The organism is Streptomyces antibioticus, from assembly GCF_002019855.1.
Lineage (GTDB): Bacteria > Actinomycetota > Actinomycetes > Streptomycetales > Streptomycetaceae > Streptomyces > Streptomyces antibioticus_B.
The window spans coordinates 282,537-299,006 of record NZ_CM007717.1; the positions used below are offsets into that span (position 1 = coordinate 282,537).

Sequence of the window (16,470 nt, forward strand, 5' to 3'; positions counted from 1 at the left end):
GGCCGAAGCCCGGCCTTGGGCGTGCCGAGGCCGGGACGGACCACGAACGGTCAGACGGACAGGTGCCGTTGGGGCACCGGCAGGGTGGCCAGGGGGACGTGGTGCTGCCCGGCGTGGATGTCACGGTCGCGGAGGCTCGCCTGGGCGACGGGGCGCGGGAAGGAGATCTTCACGACGTTCAGCGCGGGGATGCGGAAGATCCGGACCTGCGCGGGGTCGACCTTGTAGAGGCCGGCGATCACCCGCTCGTTGAGGTAGGTGTCGTCGGCGGCGATGGTGTATCCGGTGCCGTCCTTCATGAAGGTCTCCAGGGTGACCCAGAAGGGGCCGGCGTTCTTGGAGCGGATCTCGACCGCGAAGTCGCCGAGCAGGGGCGGGGTGGCGGTGGGTTCAGGCATGGGTGGCCTCGCGGGGGTGGGAGTGCTCGGTGCGGAACAGGGCGGCGGGGTCGTCGACGTCGACGGCGTGGTTCAGGACGAACTCGTAGGCCGCTCCCCGTTCCGTCTCCGCCGGGGAGGTGGCGAAGGCGAGGCTGGGCAGGTAGGGCATGTCGGGGAGCGGGAGGTGCAGCATCAGGGGGTTGGCGACCTTGGCGATCGCGGTGGCGGTGCTCTGCGCGGGGGCGTTGACGACGAGCATGACGCCGACCTCCCGGGGCGGGGTGGGGTCGGGTTCGATGTCGTCGAGGACGGCGTTGTGGCCGTAGAGGCGGATGTCGAGGCCGTAGTCGTCGTCGTTCAGCGCGAGGGTCTGGCGGACGCGGTCGGTGAGGACGGCGCGCAGACCGGTCGCCCATTCCTCGATGTGGGCGGTGATGTGCGGGTCGCGGATGCCGGTGAAGGAGACGGTCTGGTAGCCGGTGACGCGGGCGCCTTCGAGTTTGATGGTGTGCTGGTCGGCCGGTTCGAAGCGGGATCCCTCGACGCGGACGCGGCGGTGGTCGAGGGCGGTGTAGGTGGCGTCGGTGACGTCGAGGGTGCCGGCGGGTTCCCGCATCCGGTGGGGGTCGGCGGTCTCGTAGAGCATGTGGGCGGCGACCGAGAGGGGGGTGCAGACGTTGTCGGGGTCGAGGGGTTCGATGACGAAGCCGTCGTGGTCGATGGTGGCGAAGACGCCGCCGAGGCGGGGGTCGGTGGTGGCCTGTCCGCCGCATTCGACGATCTTGGCGGCGTGCCAGGCGGGTCCGGCCGGCATGCCGCGCATCAGGGGGACGACGGCGGCGAGGGCGGTGTCGGTGGCGCGGCCGGCGAGGACGACCTGGGCGCCGGCGCGGAGGGCGTCGGCGAGGGGTTCGTGGCCCATCATGCCGACGACGTGGGTGCAGCTCTCCAGGGTCTCCGGGCTGAGCGGTCCGTGCGGGGCGAGGGGGTGGATGCGGCCCGCGTCGAGGTGTTCCTTGAGGACGGCGGTGTCCTGCTCGCTGTAGACGCGGGCGATCCGCAGGTCGAGTCCTTCCTCGGCCATGACGTCCTCGGCGAGTCCCGCGACCCAGTCGACGCCGGAGTCGGTGCCGCTGGTGCCGCAGGAGCCGACGACGAGCGGGATGTCCGCCCGGGCGGCCGCCTTGAGGAGGATGCGCAGGTCGCGGCGGACCGCCGCCGCCGTGGTCTTCGGCAGGCCGGCGCCGAGGTAGTAGGGGCCGGAGTCGGTGGAGCCGCCGTCGATCGCGATGACGTCCGGGCCGAGGGCCAGGCCGCGTTCGACGGACTCGGGGGTGAAGCCGGCGCCGAGCATGCCGGCGGGGGTCAGGACTCCGACACGGGTGGCCGTGTCACGGGACGGGGGCATGCGGGGTCTCCTCGGTGGGGTCGGTCGGGTGCGGGAAGATCCGGAGGTCGTCGGCGGGGAGGCTGACGACGATCTCGCCGTCGGTGACGGGGCGGGTGGTGGTGACCACGACGGGGGTGCCGCCGATGCGGATGAGGTAGCGGTGGTGGTCGCCGAGGTAGGCGCGGTTCTCGACCTTGGCGGTGACCGCGCCCGGCGGTGGCGGGTCGGTGGTGCCGCCGCGGTGCAGGGTGATGTTCTCCGGGCGGACGCAGATCTTCACGGGGCCCGGCCGTGTGCCGGTGTGCCGGACGGTCAGCGGTTCGCCGATGCCCTCGACATGCACCTGCGCGTGGTCGCCGTCGGCTCGGGTGACGGTGGCGGCGAGGATGTTGGCGGTGCCGACGAAGCCGGCCGTGAACAGGTCGGCGGGGTGCTCGTAGATCTCCTGCGGGGTGCCGACCTGGTGCACCCTGCCGTGGTTCATCACGGCGATGCGGTCGCTGAAGGACAGTGCCTCGTCCTGGTCGTGGGTGACGAAGACGGTGGTGACGCCGACCTGGGCCTGGAGCACCTTGAGCCATTGGCGGGAGCGGTCCCTGAGTTTGGCGTCCAGGTTGGAGAAGGGTTCGTCCAGGAGCAGCAGGTCGGGCGGGTGGGCGAGGGCGCGGGCCATGGCGACGCGCTGCTGCTGGCCGCCGGAGAGCTGGTGCGGGTAGCTGCGGGCGTGGTCGCCGAGTTCGACCAGGTCGAGGACTTCGCGTACCCGGTGCTCGCGTCGGGCCTTGGGGGTCCTGCGGAGCTTGAGGGGGTAGCCGACGTTGTCCGCGACGGACAGGTGCGGCCAGATCGCGTAGGACTGGAACACGACGCCGCAGTTGCGGTGTTCGGGCTCGACGTTCGTGCGGCCGTGGTCGAAGACGACGCGGTCGCCGAAGGCGATGCTGCCCGAGTCGGGGGCGTGCAGTCCCGCGATGGACCACAGGGTGGTGGACTTGCCGCAGCCGCTGGGCCCCAGGAGCGTGAAGATCTCGCCGTCGTGGACCGTCAGGGAGAGATCGTGGAGCACGGTGCGCCGGGCGAACGACTTGCTGATTCCGTCGAGGTGGAGGCTAGGCACGGGGGCGCACCCCCAGCAGGGCGCGTCCGGCGCCGAGGACGACCAGGGTGATGACCATCTGGATGACTCCCAGGGCGGCGACACTGCCGCCGATGCTTGTCGCCGCGAGTTGCAGCATGGTGAGGCCGAGGACGGGTGTCCTGTCGGTGACGAGGAAGACGGCGGGTTCGGCGTCGTTGAGCATGGCCACGAAGAGCAGCACGAACGACGCGCCCATCGCGGGTGCCACCAGGCGCAGTACGACGGTGCGCATCGCCGTCCACCAGGTGGCGCCCGAGGTGCGGGCGGCCTTGTCGAGGTCGGCGCCGATACCGGCGAGCGCCGGGTAGAAGGCGCTGTAGCCGAGGGCGAGACTGCGCACGGCGAACGCGATGCCGATGCCCCACAGGCTGGCGCGGACGGCGCCGGAGCGGTCGAGCAGCGCGAAGCTCCAGAAGAACGCCATGCCGGTGACCAGCGCCGGCATCATGCGGGGCCACATCATGCCCTGCTGGAGCGACCCCCGGAACCGGAACCGGGACCGGTGCGCGATCACGGACAGGACGGCGATGGCCACGGTTGTCAGGGCGCCCCCGATCCCCGCGATGAGAAGGCTGTTGACGATCGAGTCGGTGTAGAGCGGGTTGTCGAACACGGCGTTGAAGTTGTCGAGCGTCAGCACGCTCCACGGGGAGACGAACGGGGACAGGATCGAGGTGAACGCCGTCATCACGACACCGGCCAGCGGGACGGCCACGGAGATCAGCAGATACAGCGCGATCCCGGCCGCGAGGAGCCAGCGCGAGGGACCGAGGGTGAGGATCCGCACGCCGGTGGGTTTCCCGGTGGTCGTGGTGAACCGGGCGGTGTCCCCCACCAGCCGGTTGCGCAGCAGGAGCAGTCCGGAGACGGCGACCAGCAGGAACACGGCGCCCGCGGACACCAAGCCTTGCTGCGACGCGTTGACCCAGTGGTCGTAGAGGTAGGTGGAGATCAGGCTGATCTTGTTCGAGAAGCCCAGGATGAGGGGGAGGCCGAGGACCTCCATCGACAGGGCGAAGACGAGCAGGGCGGCGTTGGTGATCGCCGGACGCAGCAGCGGCAGGCTGACGGAGACCAGGCTGCGCAGCGGCCCTGCGCCGAGCGTGCGGGCGGCGTCCTCCAGGGCGGGGTCGACGGCCAGCAGGGTGCCCCGGCAGAGCAGGAAGATCGTCGGAGCCGCGACGCCCATCGCGACCAGGGCCATTCCGGGGATGCTGTAGAGGTCGACGGGCATGGCGAGGAAGGTGTGCGTCGTCAGCCAGGACGACGCGAATCCCGCCGGCGTCCACATGGCGGCCCATCCGATGACGAGGACGAGGCCCGGCAGGGCGATCGGGATCAACAGCAGGGTCGTCAGGACGCGGCGTCCCGGTATGTTCGTGCGGGTCAGGAGCACCGCGCAGGTGACGCCGACCAGAAGGGATCCGGCGGTGTTGAGGGCGGCGAAGAGGACCGAGTTGGCCACGGCGGTCCACCAGTCGGGGTCGGTGACCAGGGTGTGGAAGTTGTCCCAGGTCGGACGGCCGCCGGAGGCGTACAGCGGGGTGGACCACAGGGAGGCGGCCACCACCGGGACGAGCGGGCCGACGATGACCAGGAGGGCCAGGGCCCACAGGAGGTAGTGGCTCGCGTTCGTGGAGAACACCCGTCGGCGGGGCGGCCGGGGCGGTGGCGCGGGAGTACGGGGCGGTGGCCGCAGCGGGGTGACGCTCATCGGTCGTACGCCTTGTTCCAGCGTGCGACGATCTCCGGCTGCTTCGTCACGATGTCGTCGAGGTATCCGGCCGGATGCAGGTTCCCCGCGCCTACGACGGCTTCGACCGCCGGGAGCCCGTAGGCGCAGTCGACGCCGTCGCGGTAGGGGGTGAACCCGCCCTCGCAGGCGGCCTCTTGGCCCTCGACCGACAGCAGGAAGTTCACGAAGAGCTTGCCGGCGTCCGGGGAGGCGGCCTCGGCGGTGACGGCGACGGCTCGTGGGAGGAGGGGTGTCGCGTCCTTCAGGTAGGTGTAGTCGAGGAGTTGCGCCGCCTCCTCGCTCTCGATCAGGGCCCGGACCGAGCCGGCCACGAAGTAGGCCGCCTGGTACTGGCCTTGGGCGAGTTTCTGCATCAGGTTGCCGTTGCCGGACTCGACTCCGCTGGTGCGGCCCAGGGTTTCGAGGTTCCGCCATCCCGACTCACCCTGCCGGGAGGTGTAGTTGCTGACGGCTCCGAAGGCGATGGGATTGCTGATGTCCGTGGTCGCGACCTTGCCCTTGAGGGACGTCGACAGCTCGGCGAGGGAGGTGAGGTCCCCCGGCTGCCTGTCCTTGGGGATCAGTGCGGTGTTGTAGACGGCGACGAGGGGGTCCTCGGACATGGCGACCACACCGGGGGCGAGCCGCGCGTAGGCGGGGAGGTGGCGGAGGTTGGGGTCGTCGTAGTCGAGGACGTTGCCGTCGCGGACGAAGGTGAGCATGCCGACGGCGTCGGTGGCCATGACGACGTCGGCGGTGCGCACGCCGGTGGCGGTCTCGGTGGCATAGCGCTGGAAGGTCTGCGGGTCGTTCATGTTGAGCACGCGGACGTCGATGCGGGGGTACTTCGCCTCGAACGCCTTGGCCAGCGGGGCCGTCTGGTCGGCGTCGGCGTTGGTGTAGAGGAGGACCGAGCCCTGCTTCTCGGCGCGGGCGACGGTCGCCGCGTCGAGCGGGGTCACCGGCGAGGCCCGGCCGACGTCGACCGACGGGGTCGGTGCGGTCGGCCCGGACGTCCCGGTGGAGCCGCCGCACGCGGTGAGGACCACCGCGCAGGCCGCTGCCAGCGCGCCGGCTCTGGAGAGTGAGATCGTCATCGATCCTCCACTATTTGCTATAGCAGGAGCAGTGGAAGGAGGTTATTTGCTACAGCATGTTTGTCAACAGGTTGCGCAGGGATCCTGCCGGGCGCTGCCCGTGAGCGTTGACCCGTCGTGCTGTAGCAAATACCATCCCGGCATGAGTCGGCTCCCCCATCTCCCGTCACCGGTGACCCTCGGCGATCAGGCGTACACGGCGATCCGCGAGGCCATCGTCAGCGGTGCGCTGAAGCGCGGGGAGAAGGTCACCGAGCGGGGGCTGGCCGAGTCGCTCAACATCAGCGCCACTCCGGTCCGTGAGGCGCTGCGGCGGCTGGAGCAGGACCGTCTGGTCGAGCGGACGGGGCCCCGGTCCGTGTGCGTCGCGAAGTTCGGCAAGGAGGAGCTGCGCGAGTTCACCATGATCGAGGACGTGCTGCGGGCCCTCTCCGCCCGGCTGGCCGCGGAGAAGGCGACCGCGGCGCAGCGGCGAGAGATGTCCGCCTGCCTCGACGAGGCGCAGGCGTTGCGGAGCGAGCTGGACGGCGGCTCTCCGGGCAGCGCCGAGGAGCTGCGGATCGTCCTGGAGATCCAGCGGCTGATGCGGCACTTCCACGCGCTCGTGGACCGGGCGAGCGGGAACGCGACGCTGGTGCAGATGCTGAACACGGTCGACGCCTTCGGTTCGGACGAGCGGCAGAGCAGTGTGCTGTCCGAGGTGCGGGGCGAGGACCGGGAGGCCGTCGACGAGCGGTTCCGGCAGCACCGCGCCATCTTCGAGGCCATCGCCTCAGGTGACGGGGACCGGGCCGAGGAGCTGATGAGGGCGCACAGCCGGGTCTCGAACGCCTCGCGGATCGAGACCCGTTTCTCCGACTGACCGCGCCTACCGGCCGGCCCCCGGGGCGCCGGCGCGCAGGCCGTCCATGACGAGGTCGAGGAGGCGGGCGGCGCGGGGGCGCCAGTCGTCGGTGGGGGCCAACTGCCACAGGCCGCCGATGGCGAGGATCAGGTCGTCGGGGGTCATGCCGGGCCGGATGGTGCCCGCCGCGTCGTTGGCGCGCAGGAGCAGTTCGGCCGCGTCGGCGACGGGTGTGTGGGGCGGCTTCACCGGGCCCCCCGGCGTGCTGGTGGCGAGGCGGATCGCGTCGGCGAGGCCCGCCTTGGTCATGGCGAACTCGGCCAGCCGGTCCATCCAGGCGCGCAGGGCCCGGTCCGGCGGCAGCTTGTCGAGCAACTGGGCGGCGCTGTCGGCGACCTGGCGCATCTCGTGGCGGTAGATCTCCAGGACGAGCGCCTCACGGTTGGGGAAGTTGCGGTAGAGGGTGCCCTGTCCGACGCCCGCCTTCTTGGCGATCACGCTGAGCGGGGCGTCGGGGCACGCCGTCAGCTCGGCCACGGCGACTTCGAGGATGCGTTCACGGTTGCGTTGGGCGTCCGAGCGCAGGGGCGCGTCCTTGTGGTGCTGCACTCGACTCTCCTCGGGGGTGCGTGACCGAACCCCACCCTTGCTAAGCGGACAACTGTCCGTTACGTTTTCCGGTAGCGGACGATTGTCCGGTTGGGTTCACCATAGCCCCGGCCCGGTCATGCCCGGAAGCCCGAGAACCGGAGACCGGAACCCCGAAAGCTGGAAACCGGAACCCCGAAAAGCGGGAAAGAAGCGTTCATGCCCTTATCGACGTCCAGCGTCATCACCCTGCACATCAACGGCGAGCGGTACACGCTGCCCGTCGACCACCGCACCACCCTGCTCGACGCGCTCCGTGAGCGCCTCGGCCTCACCGGCACCAAGAAGGGCTGCGACCAAGGGCAGTGCGGGGCCTGCACCGTGCTGGTCGACGGCCGCAGGACCGTGGCCTGTCTCCAGTTCGCGGTCGCGGCCGAGGACCGCGAGATCACCACCGTCGAAGGACTGGCCGACGGCGACCGGCTGCACCCCGTGCAGCAGGCGTTCCTCGATCTCGACGGCTACCAGTGCGGCTACTGCACACCGGGACAGATCTGTTCGGCGATCGGCGCCCTCGCGGAGCACGCCGCCGGATGGCCCAGCGCCGCCACCGCCGATGTACGGCCCGCGGCCGGACCGCCGCCGCTGACCCCGGAGGAGATCCGGGAGCGCATGAGCGGCAATCTGTGCCGCTGCGCCGCGTACCCCTCGATCGTCGAGGCCGTCACCCGGGCCGCGGAGTCCGGGCCGGCGTCGCGCACGGGTGCCCGGCCGGAAGAAGAAGCGAAGGAGCCTGTCGCATGAGGGAGTTCGACTACCGCAGGGCCGACGACGTGCCCGGAGCCGTCGCCCTGCTCGACTCCGACCCGGACGCGCGCTGCCTCGCGGGCGGCACCAACCTGGTCGACCTGATGAAGGCCGGTGTCGAACGCCCGGCCCGGCTGGTCGACGTCCGCCGGCTGCCGCTGGACCGCATCGAGCCGACCCCGTCCGGCGGCCTGCGGATCGGCGCGACCGTCACCAACAGCGACCTCGCCGCCCATCCTCTGGTCCGCTCCCGGTACCCCGTGCTGGCGCAGGCGGTGCTCGCCGGCGCCTCCGGCCAGTTGCGCAACATGGCCACCGTCGGCGGCAATCTCCTCCAGCGCACCCGCTGCGCCTACTTCGCCGACACCACCGGGCCCTGCAACAAGCGCTCCCCCGGCACCGGTTGTCCGGCGATCGAGGGCGAGAACCGCAACCACGCCGTCCTCGGCGCGTCCGCGCACTGTGTGGCCGTACACCCCTCGGACATGGCCGTCGCACTGGCCGCCCTGGACGCGGTGGTGCACTACGAGACCGCCCAGGGGCCCGGTGAGCTGCCGCTCGGCTGGTTCTATCTGCCGGTCGGCGACACCCCGCAGCGCGAGACGGCCCTGCCCCCTGGCGCGCTGATCACGAGCGTCAGCCTGCCGCCGGCCCCGGTCGCCCTCCGGTCCCGCTACCGCAAGGTGCGCGAGCGCGCGTCCTACGCGTTCGCCGTCGGCTCGGTCGCCGCCGCGCTGGAGGTGCGCGACGGTGTCGTGCGCGAGGTGCGGCTGGCGTTCGGCGCGGTCGCCTCCCGGCCCTGGCGGGCCCGCGCCGCCGAACGGACCCTCACCGGCGCGCCCGCCGACGCCGCGTCGTTCGCGGCCGCCGCCGACGCCGAACTGGCCGCGGCCCGGCCCCTGTCGGACAACGGATTCAAGGTGGCCCTGATGCGCAACCTGACGGTCGCCGTGCTCGGCGAACTCGCCGAGGAGGCCGCGCGATGACGACGACCGGGGCGCCCTTCTCCCCCGTCCGCGCCGTCGGCACCGGTCACGTCCGGGTGGAGGGCCGGGACAAGGTCACCGGCGCCGCCCGGTACGCGGGCGAGGTCCCCTTCCCCGAACTCGCCCACGGCTGGCTGGTGTTGTCGACCGTGGCACGCGGCCGGATCCTGGACGTCGAGTCGGACGCCGTCCTCTCCATGCCGGGTGTCCTCGCCGTGCTCGACCATCGCAACGCGCCGCCGCTGAAGACCGACTACATCGGCCTGCTGGGCACCGTCCCGGACCCGACCTGCGCGCTCTTCCAGAGCGATCAGGTGCCGCACCGGGGCTGGCCGGTGGCGCTGATCGTCGCCGAGACCTCCGAACAGGCCCGCGAGGCGGCCGAGTCGCTGGTCGTCCGCTACGAACAGGCCCCTCACGACATCGGGTTCACCGAGGACCACGCCGACGCGCACCCGTCGGACGGCCATATGCCCGCGGTGACGGACAAGGGCGATCTGGAGGCGGAACTCGCCGCGTCCGCCGTCCGGGTGGACGCCGTCTACACCACTCCGGAGGAGCACCACCACCCCATGGAGCCCCACGCGGCCACCGCCCGCTGGGAGGACGGCCGGCTCGACGTGGTCGACTCCAACCAGGGCGCCACCTGGGTCGTCGGGGAACTCGCGAACCTCTTCGCGCTCGACCCCGCCTCGGTGCGGGTGCGTTCGGAACACGTCGGCGGAGGCTTCGGCAGCAAGGGTGTCCGCGCCCACCAGGTCGCGGCCGTGATGGCGGCCAGGACCGTCGGCCGTCCGGTGCGCGTCGTCCTGACCCGGCGTCAGATGTTCACGCTGGCCGGCCATCGCAGCCCCACCATCCAGCGCGTCCGGCTCGGCGCGGACGCCGACGGCCGGCTGCGCGCCCTCGACCACCGCTCGCTCAGCCGCACCTCCACCGTGTACGAGTTCGTCGAGCCGAGCGCCGGTGTGGCCCGGGTGATGTACGACGCCGACGCCCACCACACCGAGAACCGCGTCGTACCGCTGGACGTCCCCAGCCCCACCTGGATGCGCGCCCCGGGCGAGGCGCCGGGATCCTTCGCGCTGGAGGCCGCGCTCGACGAACTCGCCCACGCGTGCGGCGTCGACCCGATCGAGCTGCGGCTGCGCAACGAACCCGACCGCGGCCCGGTCTCCGGTCTCCCCTTCGCCGGCCGCAATCTGCGCGCCTGCTTCGCGGAGGGCGCCCGCCGCTTCGGCTGGGACCGGCGCGATCCCCGGCCCGGGGTGCGGCGCGAAGGGCAGTGGCTGATCGGCACCGGCACCGCGGCGGCCTCCTTCGGCGCCGGCGCCGCCCCGTCCACGGCCGCGATCACCGCCGAGGCCGACGGCCGCTTCACCGTGCGGATCGCGGCGGCGGACATCGGCACCGGCGCGCGCACCGCCCTCACCCTGGTCGCCGCCGACGCCCTGGACGTCCCGCCGGAGCGGGTGCGGGTACGCCTCGGCGACAGCGCCTTCGGATTCGCCATGATCGCGGGCGGCTCCATGGGCACCCGGTCCTGGTCCTGGGCCGTCATGGCGGCCGCGGCCGAACTGCGCGAGCGGCTCGTGCCCGGCGCCGCCCTCCCGCCCGAGGGCGTCACCGTGCGCTCCGACACCACCGCGGCGGTCTCCGCCCTGGCGCAGAAGGAACGGCACTCCTACGGCGCCCAGTTCGCCGAGGTCGCCGTCGACCCCGCGACCGGCGAGGTGCGCGTCCGGCGGATGCTCGGGGTGTTCGCCGCGGGCCGGATCGTCAACCCGCTGACCGCGCGCGGGCAGTTCACCGGCGGCATGATCTGGGGCATCTCCATGGCCCTGCACGAGGAGGCCGCACGCGACGCGGCATCCGGCGGGCCGGTGGGTGCGGACCTGGCGGGCTACCACGTGGCGACGCACGCCGACGTCCCCCGGGTGGAGGCCCATTGGGTGGAGGACGACGACCCGGACGACCCGGTGGGCATCAAGGGCATCGGGGAGATCGGCATCGTCGGCGCGGCCGCCGCCGTCGCCAACGCCGTCTGGCACGCGACCGGTGTGCGCCACCGCAGTCTGCCGATCCGACCCGACCGGGTGCTGGCGGGCGGCCACGATGCTTGATCTGGGGCCGCGGCTGGGCGACTGGCTGGCCGAGGGCCGGGAGGTCGCCGTGGCGACCGTCGTGTCCGTCGGCGGCAGCGCGCCGCGCGGACCGGGCGCCGCCCTCGCGGTCGACGGGGCGGGTGCCGTCATCGGGTCGGTGTCCGGCGGCTGTGTGGAGGCGTCGGTCTACGACCTGTGCGAGGAGGCGCTCAAGACCGGCGGCAGCGTGCTGGAACGCTTCGGCTACAGCGACGACGACGCCTTCGCCGTGGGGCTGACCTGCGGCGGGGTCCTCGATGTCCTGGTCACCCCGGTGCCGGCGGACGGCCCGGTCGGCGCGCTGCTGCGCTCCGCCCTGGACACTTCGGCGCGGGGCGAGCCCGTCGCCCTCGTCCGGGTCGTCCAGGGCCCCGGGGAACTGCTCGGCGGGATGCTTCTCGTGCGTGCCGACGGCTCCCGCGAGGGCGGGCTCGGCGGCCACGAGGACCTCGACCGCACCGCCGCCGCGGAGGCCCTCGCCGCGCTGGACACGGGCCGCACCGGCACGGTCGAGCTGTCGCCGGACGGCTCGCACTGCCCGGAAGGGCTCACCCTGCTGGTGGAGACGAGCGTGCCGCCGCCCCGGATGATCGTGTTCGGTGCCGTCGACTTCGCGGCGGCCCTCGTGCGGGCCGGGAAGTTCCTCGGCCATCACGTCACCGTGTGCGACGCGCGGCCCGTCTTCACCACCCCGGAGCGCTTCCCCGAGGCCGACGAGGTCGTCGTGGACTGGCCGCACCGCTATCTGCGCAGCACCAGGACCGACGCGCGCACGGTGGTGTGCGTGCTCACCCACGACGCCAAGTTCGACGTGCCGCTCCTGGAGGTCGCGCTGCGGCTGCCGCTGGCGTTCGTCGGCGCGATGGGCTCGCACCGCACCCACGCCGACCGGGACCGGCGACTGCGCGAGATCGGCCTGGAGGAGCACGAGTTGGCGCGGCTGAGGTCACCCATCGGCCTGGACCTCGGGGGCCGTACACCGGAGGAGACCGCCCTGTCGATCACGGCGGAGATCGTCGCCGCCCGCCGCGGCGGGACGGGCCTGCCGCTGACCGGCTCGGGCAGGCCCATCCATCACTCCGTCCACCAGCGGCGCCGCTCCGCCTGAGGACGGGACCGGTCAGCCCAGCTCGCCGGTGCGGGCCTGCCGCCACAGGTCGACGCCGCCCTCCACCGCGTACTTGTCGATCTCGGCGATTTCCTCGGCGGTGAAGGAGAGGTTCGTCAGCGCCGCCACGTTCTGCTCGACCTGTTCGGCACGCGAGGCGCCGATCACCAGGGAGGTGACCCGCTCGTCCCGCAGCGCCCAGGCGAGGGCCATCTGCGCCAGGGTCTGGCCGCGGCGCTCCGCGATCCCGTTCAGGGCCCGCAGCCGCCCCAGGGTGTCGTCGGTGAGCCAGCCCGTGTCGAAGGACTTGTCCTGCGCGGCCCGCGAGTCCTTCGGCACACCGTCGAGATAGCGGCCGGTGAGCAGGCCCTGGGCGAGCGCGGTGAACCCGATCACCCCGAAGCCCTCCTCCTCCGCGACGTCGAGCAGGCCCTCCGTCTCGATCCACCGGTTGAGCATGTTGTACGACGGCTGGTGGATGAGCAGCGGTGTGCCGAGGTCGCGCAGGATGGCCGCGGCCTGGCGGGTGCGCTCCGCGTCGTAGGAGGAGATGCCCACGTACAGGGCCTTGCCCTGGCGCACGGCGGTGTCCAGGGCCGTCATCGTCTCCTCCAGCGGCGTGGAGGCGTCCAGCCGGTGGGAGTAGAAGATGTCGACGTAGTCGAGCCCCATGCGCTTCAGCGACTGGTCGAGGGAGGCGAGCACGTACTTGCGAGAACCGCCGCCCTGGCCGTAGGGGCCGGGCCACATGTCCCAGCCGGCCTTGGTCGAGACGATCAGCTCGTCCCGGTAGGGGGCCAGGTCCTGGCGCAGCAGCCTGCCGAAGTTGATCTCGGCGGAGCCGTAGGGCGGCCCGTAGTTGTTGGCCAGGTCGTGGTGGGTGATCCCGAGGTCGAAGGCGCGCAGGGCGATCTCCCGCTGCGTCTCGAACGGCCGGTCGTCCCCGAAGTTGTGCCAGTAGCCCAGGGACAGCACGGGCAGGTCGAGCCCGGACCGTCCCGTGCGCCGGTACAGCATGCTGCCGTCGTAGCGATCGGGGGCCGCGACGTAATTCATCAGGTGTCTCCACTGTGACGTGAGTCGATCGAAACGACCACGGTCTCAGCCGGACCCCTCCGCGTCCAACCGACCTGCCGCGCCCGGTCTCACACCGCAGGCTCCGGCAGCTCGCCGTATCTCACCTGCACGATCTCGATGCTCGTGCAGCCGACGGCCTCCAGTTCGGCGCGGCGGAACTTCGCGGCGCGCTTGTCGTAGCCGGCGGCGGACGCCTGCGGGGTGCCGTCCGGGTCGGTCCACAGGAGTCCGTAGCGCTTCGTCTCGTTGCTCATGGCGGGCATTCTCCCCACCGACACCGTCTCCAAGCCAGCCGAAGATCCGCCCTGGGCGGAATTTCCCTCGGCCGACACCATGGTCAGAGGGTGTCGAGTTCGGCGGCGTAGGGCGGTTCGGCTCCCGCGCGGGAGCAGGTGACGGCGGCCGCGCGGGCGGCGAAGCGCAGCAGGCTCCGCCAGTCGCCGGGGCCCATCTCCCCGACGGCCTGTGCGGACAGTGCGTCGCGCGCGGCGAGTCCGTGGAGCAGTGCGGCGTTGACGGTGTCGCCGGCGCCGATGGTGTCGACGACGTCCACCTTCTCGCCGGGCGTCACATGCACGCCTCCGTCGCGGGTGAAGGCGGTGAGTCCGTCGGCGCCCTGGGTGATGACGACGGCGGAGGGGCCTGCGGCGAGCCATTCCTGTGGGGTGCCGCCGAGCCAGGTGGCGTCCTCCTGGGAGAGCTTGAGGAGGGTGACGGAGGGCAGCCAGGTGCGGAAGCGGGCCCGGTAGGCGTCGGGGTCGGGGATCAGGCCGGGCCGGATGTTGGGGTCGAGGGCGGTGAACAGGCCCTGTGCGGCGCTGTGGTGGAGGAGTTCCTCGTAGGCGCTGGCGCCGGGTTCGAGGACGAGGGAGCAGGTGCCGAAGGAGACGGCGAGGGTGTCCTTCGGCAGGGTGGTGGGGGTGGTGAAGAGGCGGTCGGCGGTGCCTTCGACGTGGAAGGTGTAGGCGGCGGAGCCGTCGTCGTCGAGGGTGGCGAGGGCGAGGGGGGTGGGTTCGGGGCCGCGCTGGACGGTCGTGGTCTCGACGCCGGCGGTGTGGAGGCCGTCGAGGAGGGCCTGGCCGTAGGTGTCGGTGGACAGGCGGGAGCAGAAGGCGGTGCGGGAGCCGAGGCGGGCGAGGGCGACGGCGGTGTTGTAGGGGCCGCCGCCCCGGGCGGGCCGCAGGGGCGCGAGGGCCCCGGGTTCTTGTGGCACCAGATCGATGAGGGCCTCACCGGCGACGACGATCACGCGAACGATCCTTTCGGAGGGACGACGGACACCGGGGCCGCGATCGGCGTGCCGGCCGGAACGTCCGGCACGCCGATCGCACCCTGCGGGGGCGGGTCCGGGTCAGGGCACGACGACGATCTTGCGCCCCTGGCCGGCGGCGAACCGCTCCAGCGCCCGCGGGTACTCGTCCAGGGACAGCCGGTCGCTGATGAAGACCCGCGGGTCGAGCACCCCGGCGGCGAACAGTTCCGCCGCCCGCTCGTAGCTGTGCAGGACCGCCATCGAGCCGGTGATGGTGATCTCCTGGTTGTAGATCTTGTACGGCGAGATGGTGGCCGTCGTCGCGTAGTCGGAGACGCCGAACTGGAGGAACGTGCCGGCCTTGGCGACCCGCTCCAGGCCGTCCTGGATGGCGGCGGCGTTGCCGGTGGCGTCGATCACCACGTCCCAGCCGCCGGGGCGGCCCAGCTCGTCGGCGGAGAGCCCCGACTGCGAGCAGCCGAGCTTCTCGGCGGTGGCGAGGCGCTCGGGGTTGATGTCGACGACGTCCACGGACACGGCGCCCGTGCGCTTGGCCAGCTCCAGCATCATCAGGCCCATGGTCCCGCTGCCGTAGATCAGCACATGGGCGCCGAGGCGGCTGTTGAGGACGTCGTAGCCGCGCACCGCGCAGGACAGCGGCTCGATGAGGGCCGCGTCCTGGACGTCGATGTGGTCGGGCAGGCGTACGCAGTTGGCGACGGGGGCGACGGCGTACTCGGCGGCGCCGCCGGGCACGGTCACGCCGATGGCCTGCCAGCGGTCGCACAGGTTGTTGTGCCCGATACGGCAGTAGCGGCACTCGTGGCAGTACAGCGAGGGGTCGACGGCGACCCGGTCGCCGAGCGCGAGTTCGGTGACCTGGCTGCCGAGGCCGACGACCTCCCCGGCGAACTCGTGGCCCGGCACGATCGGCAGGGTGGGGGCGAACTCGCCCTCCAGGATGTGCAGATCGGTGCCGCACAGTCCGCAGGCCGACACGTCGACGACGACGTCCCGCGGCCCGGGCGTGGGGTCGGGCACCGTGGTGACGGTGACCTTGCCGGGGGCTTCGATGACGGCGGCTTTCACTTGACTGCTCCTAGGGACAGGCCGCGGACCAGTTTGTCCTGGGCGGCGAAACCGGCGATGAGGACCGGCAGGGAGACCAGCGTGGCGGCGGCGCACAGGCGCGCGAGGAAGAGGCCCTCGCTGGTGATGAACCCGACGAGGAAGACCGGCGCGGTCGAGGCGTTGGTGGCGGTCAGGTTCACGGCGAACATGAACTCGTTCCAACTGAAGATGAAGCAGATCAGCGAGGTGGCGGCGAGTCCGGGCATGGCGACCGGGGCGACGATCCGCAGCAGCACGGTCGGCAGTCCGGCGCCGTCGACCTCGGCGGCCTCCAGGATCTCCTTGGGCACCTCGGCGAGGAACGAGCGCATCATCCACACCGCGATCGGGAGGTTCATGGCGGTGTAGAGGACGACCAGCGTCCACACGTTGTCGAGCATTCCGGCGTCCTTGACGATCAGATAGACCGGCAGGAGGGCCGCGATGGCCGGCAGGAACTTCGTGGACAGGAAGAAGAACATCACGTCGGTCCACTTCTCGACCGGCTTGATGGACAGCGCGTAGGCCGTCGGCACCGCGAGGGCCAGCACCAGCAGCGTCGAGATGACGCTCGCCATGGCGGAGTTGAGGAGGAAGGGCGTGATGTCCCGGCTGAACAGCAGCCGGTACTGGTCGAAGGTGGGCGTGGCCAGCGGGCTCGGCGGGTTGGTGGCCGCGTCCGCCTCCTGGTGGAAGGAGGTGAGGACCATCCACGCCACCGGGGCGAAGAACGCGAGCGTGGCGAGCCAGGCGACGAAGGTCCACAGCGGGGACAGGCGGTGCGCGGCGTCGGGGGCCGCGCTGCGTGCCCCGT

At 72.0% G+C, this 16,470-nt stretch carries 16 protein-coding genes; 5 read left to right on the top strand and 11 right to left on the bottom strand.

Translation table 11 applies throughout. The features are described 5' to 3' along the window. Nucleotides 1-50 precede the first annotated feature (50 nt). Genes AFM16_RS01325 through AFM16_RS01345 form a run of 5 tightly spaced genes read right to left on the bottom strand, consistent with a single transcriptional unit; the run spans nucleotide 51 to nucleotide 5,740 of the window. Nucleotides 51-398 (bottom strand): DUF4387 domain-containing protein, encoded by a 348-nt coding sequence (locus tag AFM16_RS01325; protein ID WP_078631763.1) that lies wholly within the window; start codon nucleotides 396-398, stop codon nucleotides 51-53. Beyond that, on the bottom strand, nucleotides 391-1,788 hold the full coding sequence (locus tag AFM16_RS01330; RefSeq protein WP_078631765.1) for an acyclic terpene utilization AtuA family protein: 1,398 nt from the start codon (nucleotides 1,786-1,788) through the stop codon (nucleotides 391-393). The genes AFM16_RS01325 and AFM16_RS01330 overlap by 8 nt, the downstream gene beginning before the upstream one ends. Next, the gene (locus AFM16_RS01335) at nucleotides 1,772-2,887 is read right to left on the bottom strand and encodes an ABC transporter ATP-binding protein (protein ID WP_078631767.1); all 1,116 of its coding nucleotides are present in this window, start codon (nucleotides 2,885-2,887) and stop codon (nucleotides 1,772-1,774) included. Before AFM16_RS01335 ends, AFM16_RS01330 begins: the two co-directional genes overlap by 17 nt. Further along, on the bottom strand, nucleotides 2,880-4,622 hold the full coding sequence (locus tag AFM16_RS01340; protein ID WP_078631769.1) for an ABC transporter permease: 1,743 nt from the start codon (nucleotides 4,620-4,622) through the stop codon (nucleotides 2,880-2,882). Before AFM16_RS01340 ends, AFM16_RS01335 begins: the two co-directional genes overlap by 8 nt. Then, nucleotides 4,619-5,740 (bottom strand): ABC transporter substrate-binding protein, encoded by a 1,122-nt coding sequence (locus AFM16_RS01345; RefSeq protein WP_078631771.1) that lies wholly within the window; start codon nucleotides 5,738-5,740, stop codon nucleotides 4,619-4,621. The genes AFM16_RS01340 and AFM16_RS01345 overlap by 4 nt, the downstream gene beginning before the upstream one ends. 142 nt (nucleotides 5,741-5,882) lie before the next feature. Here AFM16_RS01345 and AFM16_RS01350 point away from each other — a divergent pair, with 142 nt between their 5' ends. Beyond that, a complete protein-coding gene (locus tag AFM16_RS01350; RefSeq protein WP_078631773.1) occupies nucleotides 5,883-6,602 on the top strand; it encodes a GntR family transcriptional regulator in 720 nt (239 codons plus the stop codon). A 6-nt stretch (nucleotides 6,603-6,608) separates the two neighbouring features. On the opposite strand, the gene AFM16_RS01355 is transcribed toward AFM16_RS01350, so the two are convergent. Continuing rightward, entirely contained in the window at nucleotides 6,609-7,193 is a 585-nt protein-coding gene (locus AFM16_RS01355) for a TetR/AcrR family transcriptional regulator (protein ID WP_078631775.1), read from the bottom strand. 198 nt (nucleotides 7,194-7,391) lie between these two features. Here AFM16_RS01355 and AFM16_RS01360 point away from each other — a divergent pair, with 198 nt between their 5' ends. From AFM16_RS01360 to AFM16_RS01375, 4 genes are read left to right on the top strand one after another with little or no spacing between them, the layout of a single operon-like run. Continuing rightward, nucleotides 7,392-7,976: a (2Fe-2S)-binding protein gene (locus AFM16_RS01360; protein ID WP_078631777.1), complete on the top strand. Its 585-nt coding sequence runs from the start codon at nucleotides 7,392-7,394 to the stop codon at nucleotides 7,974-7,976. Further along, nucleotides 7,973-8,965, top strand: a complete 993-nt coding sequence (locus AFM16_RS01365; RefSeq protein WP_078631778.1) for an FAD binding domain-containing protein — start codon at nucleotides 7,973-7,975, stop codon at nucleotides 8,963-8,965. Before AFM16_RS01360 ends, AFM16_RS01365 begins: the two co-directional genes overlap by 4 nt. Next, on the top strand, nucleotides 8,962-11,088 hold the full coding sequence (locus tag AFM16_RS01370; protein WP_078631780.1) for a xanthine dehydrogenase family protein molybdopterin-binding subunit: 2,127 nt from the start codon (nucleotides 8,962-8,964) through the stop codon (nucleotides 11,086-11,088). The genes AFM16_RS01365 and AFM16_RS01370 overlap by 4 nt, the downstream gene beginning before the upstream one ends. Then, nucleotides 11,081-12,217, top strand: coding sequence for an XdhC family protein (locus AFM16_RS01375; RefSeq protein ID WP_078631782.1), 1,137 nt, complete (start codon nucleotides 11,081-11,083; stop codon nucleotides 12,215-12,217). Before AFM16_RS01370 ends, AFM16_RS01375 begins: the two co-directional genes overlap by 8 nt. A 12-nt stretch (nucleotides 12,218-12,229) precedes the next feature. On the opposite strand, the gene mgrA is transcribed toward AFM16_RS01375, so the two are convergent. The 5 genes from mgrA to AFM16_RS01400 form a co-directional block, all read right to left on the bottom strand. Continuing rightward, entirely contained in the window at nucleotides 12,230-13,273 is a 1,044-nt protein-coding gene (mgrA, locus tag AFM16_RS01380) for an L-glyceraldehyde 3-phosphate reductase (protein WP_078631784.1), read from the bottom strand. 89 nt (nucleotides 13,274-13,362) lie between these two features. Continuing rightward, nucleotides 13,363-13,548, bottom strand: a complete 186-nt coding sequence (locus AFM16_RS01385; RefSeq protein WP_030788965.1) for a DUF8636 domain-containing protein — start codon at nucleotides 13,546-13,548, stop codon at nucleotides 13,363-13,365. 83 nt (nucleotides 13,549-13,631) lie between these two features. Next, nucleotides 13,632-14,543 (bottom strand): carbohydrate kinase family protein, encoded by a 912-nt coding sequence (locus AFM16_RS01390; RefSeq protein ID WP_078631786.1) that lies wholly within the window; start codon nucleotides 14,541-14,543, stop codon nucleotides 13,632-13,634. A gap of 102 nt (nucleotides 14,544-14,645) precedes the next feature. Continuing rightward, on the bottom strand, nucleotides 14,646-15,635 hold the full coding sequence (locus AFM16_RS01395) for a zinc-dependent alcohol dehydrogenase family protein (RefSeq protein ID WP_030780556.1): 990 nt from the start codon (nucleotides 15,633-15,635) through the stop codon (nucleotides 14,646-14,648). Continuing rightward, nucleotides 15,632-16,432: a carbohydrate ABC transporter permease gene (locus tag AFM16_RS01400; protein ID WP_370628126.1), complete on the bottom strand. Its 801-nt coding sequence runs from the start codon at nucleotides 16,430-16,432 to the stop codon at nucleotides 15,632-15,634. The genes AFM16_RS01395 and AFM16_RS01400 overlap by 4 nt, the downstream gene beginning before the upstream one ends. Nucleotides 16,433-16,470: the final 38 nt, after the last annotated feature.

Bases quoted from the DNA above. Each gene is read 5' to 3' on its own strand.
- AFM16_RS01325 (WP_078631763.1), bottom strand. From the start codon at position 398: ATGCCTGAACCCACCGCCACCCCGCCCCTGCTCGGCGACTTCGCGGTC.
- AFM16_RS01330 (WP_078631765.1), bottom strand. From the start codon at position 1,788: ATGCCCCCGTCCCGTGACACGGCCACCCGTGTCGGAGTCCTGACCCCC.
- AFM16_RS01340 (WP_078631769.1), bottom strand. From the start codon at position 4,622: ATGAGCGTCACCCCGCTGCGGCCACCGCCCCGTACTCCCGCGCCACCG.
- AFM16_RS01345 (WP_078631771.1), bottom strand. From the start codon at position 5,740: ATGACGATCTCACTCTCCAGAGCCGGCGCGCTGGCAGCGGCCTGCGCG.
- AFM16_RS01350 (WP_078631773.1), top strand. From the start codon at position 5,883: ATGAGTCGGCTCCCCCATCTCCCGTCACCGGTGACCCTCGGCGATCAG.
- AFM16_RS01360 (WP_078631777.1), top strand. From the start codon at position 7,392: ATGCCCTTATCGACGTCCAGCGTCATCACCCTGCACATCAACGGCGAG.
- AFM16_RS01365 (WP_078631778.1), top strand. From the start codon at position 7,973: ATGAGGGAGTTCGACTACCGCAGGGCCGACGACGTGCCCGGAGCCGTC.
- AFM16_RS01370 (WP_078631780.1), top strand. From the start codon at position 8,962: ATGACGACGACCGGGGCGCCCTTCTCCCCCGTCCGCGCCGTCGGCACC.
- AFM16_RS01375 (WP_078631782.1), top strand. From the start codon at position 11,081: ATGCTTGATCTGGGGCCGCGGCTGGGCGACTGGCTGGCCGAGGGCCGG.
- mgrA (WP_078631784.1), bottom strand. From the start codon at position 13,273: ATGAATTACGTCGCGGCCCCCGATCGCTACGACGGCAGCATGCTGTAC.
- AFM16_RS01385 (WP_030788965.1), bottom strand. From the start codon at position 13,548: ATGAGCAACGAGACGAAGCGCTACGGACTCCTGTGGACCGACCCGGAC.